The following is a 12,777-nucleotide window of genomic DNA, read 5'->3' as shown; positions in this document are numbered from 1 at the left end:
ATGTGTATGAACGGATTCTCTTTTGTTGGACAAAAGAGCCGTTGACTTATCCTTGTGATAAGTCAACGGCTCTTTAACGTTAGACGGAAATCGGAGTGGATAGAAAGTGGTGAATAAAAGTTGACAAATATATAGTTAGGCGCCATATTATATCTATGAGCAACCATAATAAAGAAACAAATGACATGTATCTCATCCCCTCGTTAGTACAAACGAAGCGACAGGTCGATCGCTATCAATTAGATGTGGATGCACAAGCCGTGCTTGTTGCATCCAGGCTGATGGTAGCGGGAGCCAAGCTTGGGCATGCTGCGGAAATTCACTTCGCCAGATTTGGTTTATCGACAGGTCGTTATCGTCTGTTAGCAGATCTAGAGGATAACGATGGTGAAGAGCTGCCCTCTCAACTCGCGGAAAATCTGGGCGTTACTCGTGCAACCGTAACTGGTCTAATTGAGATTCTCGAACGCGATGGACTGGTCGCTCGTCGGACGAGTTCAGTCGATGGCCGTCAGAAGTCAGTCATCTTGACAGCCAAAGGCGCCAAAAAGCTGACGGATATGGCTTCGGAGCATTTTGCCAGATTGGAAGCGATGGTCGGCTTGCTTACAATTGAGGAACGGAGTGTGTTTCTCGATCTGCTGGGGCGTGTAACCCAAGGAATCTCGGCACTTACAGATGAGTCAATCGACCTCTCTGAACCCAAATCCTAGGAGCATAACAAGAAAGGTGAAACGGGCTAGATCAGCTAGCCCATTTTCATCACGATATAGTTAGGCACCTAATTACATAGTGTAACATAGAGTTTAATTTCAAATGAAAGGAGTAGTGATATGTTGAACCAAAAAGACCCCATTCGATCAGAGGAAAGTTATGCTGTTCGATCAGCAAAGCCTCGCCAAAAACCGTTTGTGTTATGGCGGGAATTAATTCCAGCTTACTTATCGCCTGCCATTATGGCAAGCATCGGGGGAATCGTTACCGCCGATAAAGTGCTTCAGTTACGAGCCCTAACAACGATTGGAGGGGCGTCCCTGCTGATGGCTTTAGTTATTGGACTCTGGCTGCGTAATCGTGGAAGCTGTAGACGCTGGGTGACGAAAGCGCCCCGTGTGATCGTCGTGGGTTGCTTTTCACTTGCAGGCGCAATGCTTGGCCTTATGGCCTCGTGGGGGATTTCCAACATGCTGCATATTGTAAACCCGAGTCTTTCATGGATTTGGCTGGATCATGTCGGGTTCGATTTTCCCCTGTCCGGTGCATTAGCCTGCACAATCATGACATGGCGTTGGAGAGCTTCCTTTACAAAATAAATGGATACATTTGAGAAGGAGATATGGGAACATGATTACTATTATTGGAGCAACAGGTATGATTGGAAATGCACTTTTGAGACGTTTGATAGAGGACGGCGCTCCCGTTCGGGCAATAAGCAGAGAGCCGGATCAGCTTCGTCAACAAATCGTGGACTTGGCATTGTCCGGTGTTGAACTTTGTACTGCCGATGCGAATGATCCTGAATCGATGCGCAGAGCTTTGGCCGGTGCCAGCCAACTATTCCTTGCGTTATCCAACAATCCAAGACAAGTGGAATTAGAGACATCCATTATTCACATAGCTGCGCAAGAGGGAGTGAAGCATATCGTCAAAATATCCAGTCCAGCTTATGAGGAACGTTCACCTGTAGCTATAGCAAAATGGCATGCCGATATCGAGCAAGCACTCGTGACATCCGGAATTACGTATACAATATTGCGACCTTATGCATTCATGCAAAATTTGCTGCGTCTCGCATCAACCATAACAACCCAGAATATGTTCTTCGGCTGTATTGGAGATTCACCGTGCAACTTCATCGATAGCCGGGATATCGCAGATACTGCCGCAAAAGTAATGACACGGTTCAAGTCGGTTAACAGCATATATACGTTGACGGGTTCCGAAACGTTCACCTATCCACAGATTGCAGATAAATTGTCCATCGTGCTCAATCGACCGATCGAGTTCGTTAACCTCAAACCTGAGGCGTTGCGAACTGATCTGATCGAACATGGACAGATGCCTTCTTGGCTCGCAGACCACGTTGTGGAAATCCAGACGATGTCTACCGTTGTGTCTGAGAAGCCGACAGATACCGTTCAACGCTTGCTCGGCAGAGAGCCTCGCTCGCTCGATGCATTCCTGGAAGAGTATCGGGATGCATTTAAACCGAGGCCATAACCATGCAGTGAACTAAGGAGAATCTCCCTAAAAATTCTTTAGGGGGATTTTTTGGGTGTGAAACAAACCTCACTACTGATTTTTGATCCATAGTTTGGAGATATCCATGAACCCAAACTCAGCCGTTTGCATGCCGAAGATACTTTGGTCCAGCTGGGCTTTTTTGTTCATGTGACAACCGTGTAAAATCCAACAGTTATCTCGCAGCAATCCCTCTGCTTCATCCAGCAGTACCGATCGTTTCTCGTTATCCAGCTGGGCGAAATGGTCTAATTTCTGGTCCAGGATGAACTGTACTGCAGGCGTTAGGTAAGCGTGCAAATGATTGGATTTGTTTTTGAAGTAATTAATCATACCAAATTGCCAGTCATCCTCCAAAATTTCCTCAGCCATCATCAATGTAGCATCCTTGTATTTATCAGGATGGGGATAGTGAGCAGAGAGATGAAGCTCAATGTTCAAACCAATCTCTTTTCCGCGCTGTTGTAACCAATTGGCTTCTTTTAAACCTTTATTCACCGGGTATGACAGAATGATAGGCTCTCCCTCGTAACCACTTCGCATCAGCAGCTTCTTGGCATCCACAAGCGAAGTTTCATGCCATGTTGTTACCGCGCTTTTCCAGGGAAGAAAGCTGTTCGCTGGTGTAATTCGGTTTCCGCCAAGCTCTTTTACTAAACGAACTGGATCATAAACAAGTCTAAGTGCTTGTCGAAATTCCAATTGGTGATGGATCCCTGCTTTGTGGAAATTAAATAAAATATATCGGCAACCCAGTGCTGGATAATTGACAAGGGTCGTTTCATTGTTGCTTGTATTCAGCTTCATTCGGTCAGTTCTTGGTAATTCATAATGATGTTCATTAGGGCCCAGCTCTGGTACAAACCAAATATCCACCTGGTCAAGATGCGGACGGATGCCATAATACCCATCGAAGGCACTAAGCACCAAAACATCTTCATTCATTTCAATGATCTGAAAGGGTCCGGTACCGATCAGTTTTTTGGATACATCTGCATCATAAGGAAGAATCGTCATGGGAATACAGCTGAACAAGTGCAGGTAGAAGCGATTGGGACGACTTAAATAAAAGCGGATGCAGTAATCTCCATCAGCTTCGACACGCTCGACATCCCGATAGTGCCAGCTCATTGGGCTGTCCAGATCCTGAATTCGCTGCAAGGTTGCTTTGACGTCCCGGGAGGTCATCGCCCGCCCATGGTGGAACCGCACTCCTTTACGCAGATAGAAAGTCCACATCTTATGATCCTCACTGGACTCCCACATATGTGCCAATTCTGGAAGGAAGGTTTCGGTTTTGACATCATAGGTGATCAGAGTACTGCAAACCTGACCCAGCAGATAGGTTTCAAAAGCGGTGTAAACATAAGCGGGGTCCAGCCCTGTAAGTCTGCGTGATCTCATCATGCGCAGCACATCCTTACCGGAGGCCGTTTCAGCATGACTGTGGAATCCCATCTGTTTATTTAACGAAATCAGCAGCCGCTCCCGGAGAGACTCGTTCTTCTCTGTGGTGCCGATCAACTCGATCGCTTCCTTCATTTTGCCTCTGCCTATGAGCTCCAAAAAGCTCTCTTCAAGCGCCTCATTCACACTGCGCAGCAACGTCATTTCAGAATGATGTCCCCGGCCTCGCCCGGGCTGCCAGTGAATAAAGCCTTGTTCCTCCAGCTTGCGCAGAATAAACTTCACGTTGCGTGGGGTGCAGCATAGGGCAGCGGAAAGGCTGTCAATGGTTACCGGAACCGATTCATGAAGTTTAAGTGAAAGTTCTTTTGCTGTTGCAAGATGTACATAATGGGTCGTTGTGGTATCCATGTTTAAGTGCTCCTTCATAAAAGGTGAAATGTGCCATCATTTTCTTACACTTTTATTTCTCCCTTTGATCGATACAATTATACATAAAGAGACAGGGAAAGACAGCCCCTTTGAGACAGAAACAACTAGAACAGGAGAACCATACCCATGAAGCAACATTTACGGCAAATTCACCCTTTAGCATGGACAATCATTATTGGAACCATGTTTGGACGTCTCGTTACGTCCATGAGCATCCCATTTTTATCTATTTATCTGACTCAGGTGCTAGGAGCCACACCTACACAAACTGGAGTTACCGTTGCGGTCAGTTCCCTAGCAGGTGTTATGGTCAGCTTTTACGGAGGTTATATTTCAGACCGAATCGGCCGCAAAATCGTCATGCTGGTCTCCGTATTTGGCTGGGCATGCGTTTTTTTTATCTTTTCAGCAGCTGAGCATCTGTGGGTATTTTTTGTAGCCAATACGTTAAACGGATTATGCCGTGCAGTGTTTGAGCCCACGTCACGTGCACTTCTATCGGATATTACTCCACCGCAAAATAAACTGCTTGTCTTCAACCTCAGATATGCCGCCATTAATCTGGGGGTTGTGTTCGGACCCATTATCGGACTTCAGCTTGGATCAGCCCAATCGACGTTTCCATTTATGATCTCCGGGATGGTATATATTGTTTACGGCCTGGTCTTGTTCCTTCAATTTCAATCACAGCGTGCAACCCTACCGGAACACGTTCAGGTCACTGCGCCTCGTTTACGAGATGCCTTGGCTACCACCGGTCGCGACCGCGTATTTTTGCCGGTACTTATCGGGACTACTTTTTGCGTACTCGGTTACGGACATTTTGGCTCGACCCTGGCACAGTATGTGGCCCAGAATCCACTTTTTGAACATGGAAGTCAAGTGTATTCCTATATGCTTTCACTTAATGCATTGACTGTACTTGTGGTACAATACCCGATCGTGCGGGTGGCCAGCAAATTCCCACCGGTTGTGCCCCTCATCCTTGGAAACCTGCTAGTCGCTACAAGTCTGTTCCTGTTTGGCATAGCTGAAGGCATTATGCTGCTGTTGATCAGCGTCATTATGTTCACAATTGGGGAAGTACTCATGTTCACCATGATGGATGTGCTGATTGACCGTATTGCCAAACCGGAATGGAAAGGAACCTACTTTGGCACGATTGGATTCAATAACTTGGGCAACGTCATGGCACCGATTCTGGGAGGGCTGTTATTAACCCAATTTGGAGTGGGCAATGGTCTGTTCATCTTTGTACCGCTGGCACTGACGACAGCACTCGGCCTGCCTTTTCTAATGGTAGCGAACAAACGCCTTGTCGCCAGGGAGAGGGAGGTTAATGTTTAATCTCAGAGAAATTCCCTATCTGGGTTATGATCGTTGAAATCACAGCATATGATGTTCAGAGATATGAAGAAAATAACAACTGAGTTAATATTATCTTGACGGATTACGGTGGAGCGAATACAATAAACAACAAATATGTGTGACGGGTGGTTAAGATGAATATGTTCCAGACAGGGCGAATTCTAAATCGATAACTGAATACGCATGAGCAAGTGACTTAACCAATGTTTTTGGTGTTGGCGTTTGGACAGTCATGTTTGTGCACCCCTGTCGTGGACGCTCATCATTATTGCGTGCAGAGGAGAAATCCGGAAACGCTTTTTATTTCATATGGTTCTCTTATTGTTACAAGCTGTAGATGAACATTAGTTCATCTATGGCTTTTTTGCATGCATTTCCACTCAATTTGTTGCACATGGAAGGGAGATTTTGCAGTGCTTTTTGGTATGAAACTACCCCTAAGGGCAGAAAGAGAGGCAGCGATATGAAACAACCTACTCAAAGTTATACCATTTGGTTTTCCCAACGAACCGGCAGTACTCTGCTGGGTGAAGCATTAAGTTCTACGGGTGTCGCAGGATATCCGAGCGAGTGGCTGCATTATCAGCATAAGAGCCCAGACACATTAAAGCGTGAAGATCTGGAGCAGATCTGGGATCAGGGAACAACGTCAAACGGATTATTCGGAATCAAAATTAATTTTGAACAACGATGGATTGACGCATTCCGCAGTCTCTATAGTCTGCCAACAGCGTTGTCAAGGGCTGAGGTATGGAGTACGGGTTTCCCTAATTGCACCAAGCATATTTACATGACACGTCGCAACAAAGTCAGATTGGCTGTGTCTTGGTGGAGAGCCATCGTCTCGGGTGAATGGCACAGAAAGTATGGAGACAGCCCTCAGTTACAAGATATTGCAGATCAATATAACTTTGATGCGATTAAACATCTACTTGTGGAGAGTAACATGTGCGAAGCAGCAATTGAAGATTTCTTGTCCGAGTCAGGCATTGTGCCGCTGACGATTGTTTATGAGGATTTTATAGCAGATTACGAGGGGACCGTCATGAAAGTGCTAGAGTTTTTGGATGTTCAATCTGACGGTGTTGCCGTATCGCCCCCTTTCTTTGACCCGATCGCAGACGAGATTTCTGAACAATGGGTGCAAAGATTTCGGGAAGAATGCCAGAGGGATTGGGAGAATGTTAAATGGTAAACACACTTGGTAAGATTCATCCACGGGTTGGAAATGTTGCATTTATTGTTATTATGTATGATTCATCTTAGTGAGGAACCAAAATGCTTTGAATCACAAAATGAAATAGAAATGTTATTTGAAGGGGTGAGGGGCTATGCCCAAAACAGAGAAACGCTCCATGTCCTGGCTGCTGCAATATCTAAAACCCGTCAAAGGACGATTGGCCTTACTTATGGTGATGTTGCTAACGTCAACGGGACTGCAGCTCCTGAATCCACAAATTATCAAACGATTCATTGATACGGCCGCAAGTGGGGGAGTCCTTTCTAACCTGTTCCAGCTTGCCGGATTGTTTCTGGTTGTTGCCGTTGTAAATCAACTGATTACAGTAGCCGTAAGTTATCTGGGTAACGATGTGGCCTGGCGGGCAACGAACCGATTACGGGGAGATCTCCTGAAGCATTGTCTGCGTCTGGATATGCGGTTTCATAATGTGAAAACACCGGGAGAGATGATTGAACGGGTGGATGGTGATGTGACGAGTATCTCCAACTTCTTCGCCATGTTCATTGTGCAAGTGGTTGGGAGCTTTGTTTTACTTGCCGGAATCCTCGGATTTATGTTCAGTGTAAACGTACCGATTGCGATCGTCATGACGGTGTTTACATTGTTATCGATTCTGTTTATGGTGTTCATTCGGAATCTGGGAGTAAACTCTTCCAAAAATGAGCGGGAAGCGAGTGCATCCTTGTTCGGATTAATTGAAGAGCGTATTGCGGGAATTGAAGATGTTCAAGCGAACGGGCATGTCCCGTATGTGATGAATCGCTTTTATCGTACGATGCGTGTTGTATTTCAAAAGGGAAGGAAAGCCTGGCTGCTTCGGGTTATTCCATGGAATACGACAGTCATTCTGTTCGCACTTGCAGTCACGGCGGTACTTCTGCTCGGTGTTCATTACTACATGCAAGGCATCATCAGCATCGGAACCCTGTTTCTGATATATCAATACACACAGATGCTTAATGATCCGATTGAGATGTTGGGCGATCAGGTTCAAGAGTTTCAGAAGGCAAAATCAGGCATGCTTCGTTCGAGAGAATTGTTGTCTTTGCGCAGTGAGATCGAAAACGGAAGAGAGGATCAGCTGCCAGAAGGGCCGCTTGGTCTGGAATTCAAGCAGGTGAACTTCAGTTATAACGAGGATAAACCTGTATTGCAGAATATTAACTTTGCCATTAAACCTGGCGAACGGCTGGGCATCATCGGTCGTACAGGTAGCGGCAAGTCAAGTCTCAGTCGTGTACTTCTGCGCCTGTACAATCTGGATAGCGGAACAATTCGTGTGGGTGGCAAAGATATTACAGAGCTTACCTTGCCTGCGCTCTACCGAAGGGTTGGTATGGTTACGCAGGATGTACAGCTGTTCGATGGTACGTTGCGAGACAATTTAACGCTGTTCAACCAGGACGTCTCGGATCAGATCATTAAGGAGACAACGGATCGACTTGGATTAAGTCACTGGATTGACTCACAGCCCGCAGGGTTGGATACACATCTGAAGGCAGGTGGTTCTTCATTGTCCGCTGGGGAAGCTCAATTGTTTGCCTTGACGCGAGTATTTCTGACTGAACCTAGCCTGGTTATTCTCGATGAGCCTTCCTCAAGGCTGGACGCCGCTACAGAGAGCATGCTTCAGTCTGCCATCGACCAGTTGATGAAGCAATGTACGGGAATTATCATTGCACATCGCCTGGCTACTTTGGAGAAGGTAGATCAGATTATGGTACTGGGTGATGGCAAGGTACTGGAATTCGGAGCCAGAGAAGAACTCGCCAGTGATCCGGCGTCACATTATGCCAGATTGCTGATTACAGGGCGAGAGGAGGAATTGGCGTGAATGTAACAGGATTTATAGGCCGTTTATTTCGATTCAGGCCTTTTCTATTTTTGATCAACGGATTGTTATGGTGTATATTCCATTCTTTGCCGCTGGCAATAGGGATCGGGATGCAGTGGTTCTTTGATCGAACAACAGCGGGTTCCAGTGATTATATGTGGCTGGCAGCTCCGCTGATCTTCATTGCTTTGATCAGAGCGGTAAGAGTAGGGACGTTTTTTGCCGCATTCTATGCATGGATCACGTATATCTACCATATTCAGGCCATTCTGCGTACCAATATGCTCGCTGGGATTATGCGCTGGCCAGGACGTAATCTACCAGCTTCACCGGGGGAAGCGATGAGTCGCTTTCGGGATGATGTGGATGAAGTGGTTGAGTATGTGGAATCCTGGGTGGATTTTTGGGGAAGGCTTGTGTTCGCCATCGTATCCATCGTCATCATGGCGAACATTAACTGGAAAATTACTTTGGTAGCTGTATTGCCACTGGTAGTCGTAACGTTGCTAAATAACTTGTCTGGTAATCGGGCTCGTCGATATGCACAGGTCAATCGTGAATCGACAGGACGAATCACCAGTTTCATTGCTGAAACCTTTGGGGCTGTGCAGGCACTGAAACTGGGGCAGGCAGAAGAGCATGTCTCTACTCGTTTTAACAAACTCAATGAAGAACGTCGTCAGGCAGCACTCCGGGATAATCTGTTCAAACAGTGGATGAGATCACTTAATCAGCATGTTATGAGTATTTGTACAGGTCTCATTCTTCTGATGTGTGCAGCCGAGATGAAATCCGGCAATTTCACCGTAGGTAATTTTGCCTTGTTTACCAGTTATCTTGCCAATATTGGCTTTAGTATTTCATTGTTTGGCTATATGGTATTTCAGCATAAACGGCTCAAAGTATCATTTGACCGGATGAGAACCCTGTTTCGTCCTGGTGAGGAAGACCGGATCATGGATTTCAGAGAGACGTATCTGAATGAAGATCCACCTGAGCTCCCTAATGAGCAGAGAGATCCCTCAGAGAAGCTAAGAGAGCTGGAAATCAGCAATCTGGCGTACCAATATCCTCATTCTGCAAATGGAATACAGGATATCAGCTTCCGTGTGAAGCGGGGACAATTTCTGGTCATTACTGGACGGATCGGTTCTGGCAAGTCGACTCTAGTCCGCACACTTCTGGGACTGCTGCCTAAACAGGAGGGCACGATTCGCTGGAATGGTAAAGATGTAGATCCCGCTACCTTCTTGATGCCGCCCAGAGCAGCATATACGCCGCAAGTACCCCGACTGTTCAGTGATACGCTGAAAGAAAATATCGTTCAGGGCAAACAGGGCCGTACAGAAATCACACTTGCAAAAGCCATTCGCTTGGCTGTTATGGATAAGGATATTCAAAACCTGGATCAAGGACTCGATACATCCGTAGGTCCAAGAGGTGTTATGCTGTCGGGTGGCCAGATTCAGCGCGCGGCAACCGGACGCATGCTGATGACGGAAGCTGACTTGTTCATCTTCGATGATCTGTCCAGTGCACTGGATGTGGAAACCGAGCAACAGGTCTGGGAAGGTTTGTTCCAGGAGCCGGATGTCACGTGTATTGCGGTGTCTCACCGCAGAGCAGCACTTGCGAAGGCAGATCATATCATCGTCATGAAGGATGGACAAATTGAGGCCGAGGGCAGCTTATCAGATTTGCTTGCTACAAATGAAGAGATGCAACTACTTTGGCAAGGTGAGCAAACACCGGTTAAAGTGGGATAAGATAAGATATACGATATATAACAAATGAAAAAAAAGCCGTACAGACAACTCTTTTCGAAAGAGTTAAGATCTGTACGGCTTATATTATTGCTCATTTGGTCAATCTTTATTTGATCAGCTGTGCAATCAATGAATACGCAATGATGACCAGGAAGATAATCGTGATGTGGTTAATGGAGAAAATAAACATTTTATGTGACCATTTCTTGGTTTCTTTCTTATCGAAAGTCGCCACACTAAGAATAAGCCACGCCAAGGTTACCAGAAACGCAACAATGGCAATGAACGGACTCAGCGGCCAGAACAAGAAGCTGGAGAATAACAACAATACCAGATAAACATTCGTCTGGATGTATGTCCGTCTGATTCCTTTTACAACAGGAAGCATGGGAACGCCAGCCGCTTTATATTCATCAAATCTCCGGATGGCAATGCCATAGAAGTGAGGCATCTGCCACAACAGCATGGTTACAACCAAAGCCCAAATTTCATAATGACCCAGTTCTGGCGAAATGGCTGCCCAACCAATGAGTGGAGGAACAGCGCCTGAAAGACTTCCTACTTCCGTATTGTATACCGTTGTCCGCTTGGTCCACATCGTATAAGGGAACACGTACAGCAACAGTCCCAATATGCCGAATACGGCAGCCGAAGGGGAAGCGATATACAACATGATGCCCCCGATAATCGTAATGGCAATACCGAGGATCAAACCTGTTTTGGTATCTACACGACCAGTTACCGTCGGACGTGTTTTGGTGCGTTCCATGATCGCATCAATATCCCGATCATACAAATTGTTAAACACCCCGGCCGCTCCGATAATCAGGGAAGACCCGATGACAGAGAGGATAATGGGTACAATATTAGCTAAAATGGATGCATCAAATACATACAAAGCCAAACTTAAACCTGCAAACATGGCGATCAGATTGGATTTGATAATTCCGATCTTGATCGTATCAAAGAATACTTTCGGAATCGAGCTAGTATACTCCAGGCTGATTTCGGGCCGTGACCCTTTATTCAATGTTTTCAAGAACTCACTTCCTATATCTATTCTTATATATCTCGTGGTCTTATTATAGCATCCAATACACTATGTGAATTAATTAACGATTTAGGTTTTAAAATAATGTCATTTGATTGTGAACAATTTAAAAACACGGTTTTTTTTAATTGTTAAAAATGATTTTCTGTGATACAGGTCATTGAAACCAAATAGTAGCAATAACAAGAAATGAATATTTTTCTTGCATATTGAGTTGTATTTGTTTATTGTAGATATAAGAGATCTTTAAAGGTATTGAGTGATCTCCTCTTACGTTTTTTGCTATTAGAGAATAGCTGCAAGCGGAAAGGTATAATCAGTATAGGCTTTTTTTTGTAACAATAAAGGACATTGAATATCTGGAAAGGGTGTTAAATATGGATCAAAAGATGGATGTATTAATTATTGGCGGAGGACCAGCGGGTCTTAATGCTGCACTTGTACTAGGACGAGCTCGCAAACATGTTGTGGTCATAGATGATGAACGCCCGCGCAATTGGGTTACGCGTGAAACACACGGTTTTCTGACGAGAGATGGCGCAAGTCCACGTGAATTTCGGAAGGTTGCGAAAGAACAGATTAGCGCTTACCCGTCTGTTCATTTTGTAGGGGACACAGCGACTTCAGTGACAGGAACAGATGGTGATTTTCAAGTTACAACGGCCCAAGGAGTCGTCTATCGCACGAAGAAAATTTTGTTTGCAGTCGGGAAAAAAGATCTTCCACTGGATATTAACGGGTTGAAAGAGGTATATGGCAAGAGTGCTTTTGTCTGCCCTTACTGCGATGGTTGGGAATTAAGAGATCAACGGCTTGTCATCATTGTGAATGGAGCGAAGGCATTTCATATGGCCAAGACCATTTCCGGCTGGACAAGCCAGTTTACCATTTGTACGAATGGACCGGATGAATTAACGGATGAGCAGCGGGAGGAATTGAAGCAGCATGGAGTTCCGGTATGGGACTCTCCAATTCAATCCATTGAATCAAGCGATGGCATGGTGCAGCAAGTGGTGTTAGAGGATGGTACCGAAATCTCGTGCACAGGGATTTTCTTTGGACCGAAACTAACGGCTGGATCAGAACTTCCGCAGACGATAGGCTGTGAGGTTACGGATGCGGGTACGGTCGTTGTAGATGATTTCGGCAAAACGACCGTAACGGGTGTGTTCAGCGCTGGAGATGCAGCATCGGAGTTGTACCAGGCCATTACTGCGGCATCCCTTGGTGCATTAACCGCTGTAACGATTAACAGTGAGCTTAATATGGAAGCTTGGGATGAGCGCGGTAAACATTTAAACCCGTAGAATAACGATGTACGGTTTCTTGTCCAGTACTTTGCACAAACGATAAGTCAACAAAATAGATCAGATCAAAAAGGGGATTGCAAACGCGATTCCTTTTTTGTGTTTAGTAGATCTTTTACTAGGTCTTC

General features: G+C 45.6%; 10 protein-coding genes. 8 read left to right on the top strand and 2 right to left on the bottom strand.

All coding sequences use genetic code 11. The features are described 5' to 3' along the window. The first annotated feature begins 155 nt into the window (after positions 1–155). The 3 genes from gpAD87_RS12755 to gpAD87_RS12745 all read left to right on the top strand — a co-directional run bounded on the left by gpAD87_RS12755 (position 156) and on the right by gpAD87_RS12745 (position 2,220). On the top strand, positions 156–713 hold the full coding sequence (locus gpAD87_RS12755; RefSeq protein WP_064638732.1) for a MarR family winged helix-turn-helix transcriptional regulator: 558 nt from the start codon (positions 156–158) through the stop codon (positions 711–713). A 120-nt stretch (positions 714–833) separates the two neighbouring features. Then, complete coding sequence (locus tag gpAD87_RS12750; protein WP_064638731.1) at positions 834–1,313, top strand: hypothetical protein; 480 nt, start codon at positions 834–836, stop codon at positions 1,311–1,313. Positions 1,314–1,344: 31 nt separating this feature from the next. Next, positions 1,345–2,220, top strand: a complete 876-nt coding sequence (locus gpAD87_RS12745) for an SDR family oxidoreductase (protein WP_064638730.1) — start codon at positions 1,345–1,347, stop codon at positions 2,218–2,220. Positions 2,221–2,292: 72 nt separating this feature from the next. Here the strand turns inward: gpAD87_RS12745 and gpAD87_RS12740 are convergent, their stop codons facing one another. Beyond that, positions 2,293–4,059 carry an ABC transporter substrate-binding protein gene (locus gpAD87_RS12740; RefSeq protein ID WP_064638729.1) on the bottom strand — a complete coding sequence of 589 codons (1,767 nt, stop codon included), beginning with the start codon at positions 4,057–4,059 and terminating at the stop codon, positions 2,293–2,295. A gap of 147 nt (positions 4,060–4,206) precedes the next feature. On the opposite strand from gpAD87_RS12740, the gene gpAD87_RS12735 reads away from it, so the two are divergent. The 4 genes from gpAD87_RS12735 to gpAD87_RS12720 all read left to right on the top strand — a co-directional run bounded on the left by gpAD87_RS12735 (position 4,207) and on the right by gpAD87_RS12720 (position 10,291). After that, complete coding sequence (locus gpAD87_RS12735) at positions 4,207–5,427, top strand: MDR family MFS transporter (protein ID WP_064638728.1); 1,221 nt, start codon at positions 4,207–4,209, stop codon at positions 5,425–5,427. Between the two features lie 484 nt (positions 5,428–5,911). After that, positions 5,912–6,643 carry a Stf0 family sulfotransferase gene (locus gpAD87_RS12730; protein ID WP_064638727.1) on the top strand — a complete coding sequence of 244 codons (732 nt, stop codon included), beginning with the start codon at positions 5,912–5,914 and terminating at the stop codon, positions 6,641–6,643. Between the two features lie 136 nt (positions 6,644–6,779). Continuing rightward, a complete protein-coding gene (locus tag gpAD87_RS12725) occupies positions 6,780–8,525 on the top strand; it encodes an ABC transporter ATP-binding protein (RefSeq protein WP_064638726.1) in 1,746 nt (581 codons plus the stop codon). Then, a complete protein-coding gene (locus tag gpAD87_RS12720; protein ID WP_064638725.1) occupies positions 8,522–10,291 on the top strand; it encodes an ABC transporter ATP-binding protein in 1,770 nt (589 codons plus the stop codon). The genes gpAD87_RS12725 and gpAD87_RS12720 overlap by 4 nt, the downstream gene beginning before the upstream one ends. Positions 10,292–10,397: 106 nt before the next feature. Here the strand turns inward: gpAD87_RS12720 and cyoE are convergent, their stop codons facing one another. After that, positions 10,398–11,321: a heme o synthase gene (cyoE, locus tag gpAD87_RS12715; RefSeq protein WP_442950736.1), complete on the bottom strand. Its 924-nt coding sequence runs from the start codon at positions 11,319–11,321 to the stop codon at positions 10,398–10,400. A 398-nt stretch (positions 11,322–11,719) separates the two neighbouring features. Here cyoE and gpAD87_RS12710 point away from each other — a divergent pair, with 398 nt between their 5' ends. Then, on the top strand, positions 11,720–12,649 hold the full coding sequence (locus gpAD87_RS12710) for an NAD(P)/FAD-dependent oxidoreductase (protein ID WP_064638723.1): 930 nt from the start codon (positions 11,720–11,722) through the stop codon (positions 12,647–12,649). The last annotated feature ends 128 nt before the right edge of the window (positions 12,650–12,777 follow it).

Source organism: Paenibacillus sp. AD87 (assembly GCF_001659845.1).
GTDB classification, from domain to species: domain Bacteria; phylum Bacillota; class Bacilli; order Paenibacillales; family Paenibacillaceae; genus Paenibacillus; species Paenibacillus marchantiae.
This window is presented reverse-complemented; position numbering and strand designations above follow the sequence as displayed.

Excerpts from the sequence above, each read along its gene's own strand:
- gpAD87_RS12755 (WP_064638732.1), top strand. The coding sequence starts at position 156 with ATGAGCAACCATAATAAAGAAACAAATGACATGTATCTCATCCCCTCG.
- gpAD87_RS12750 (WP_064638731.1), top strand. The coding sequence starts at position 834 with ATGTTGAACCAAAAAGACCCCATTCGATCAGAGGAAAGTTATGCTGTT.
- gpAD87_RS12745 (WP_064638730.1), top strand. The coding sequence starts at position 1,345 with ATGATTACTATTATTGGAGCAACAGGTATGATTGGAAATGCACTTTTG.
- gpAD87_RS12740 (WP_064638729.1), bottom strand. The coding sequence starts at position 4,059 with ATGGATACCACAACGACCCATTATGTACATCTTGCAACAGCAAAAGAA.
- gpAD87_RS12735 (WP_064638728.1), top strand. The coding sequence starts at position 4,207 with ATGAAGCAACATTTACGGCAAATTCACCCTTTAGCATGGACAATCATT.
- gpAD87_RS12730 (WP_064638727.1), top strand. The coding sequence starts at position 5,912 with ATGAAACAACCTACTCAAAGTTATACCATTTGGTTTTCCCAACGAACC.
- gpAD87_RS12725 (WP_064638726.1), top strand. The coding sequence starts at position 6,780 with ATGCCCAAAACAGAGAAACGCTCCATGTCCTGGCTGCTGCAATATCTA.
- gpAD87_RS12710 (WP_064638723.1), top strand. The coding sequence starts at position 11,720 with ATGGATCAAAAGATGGATGTATTAATTATTGGCGGAGGACCAGCGGGT.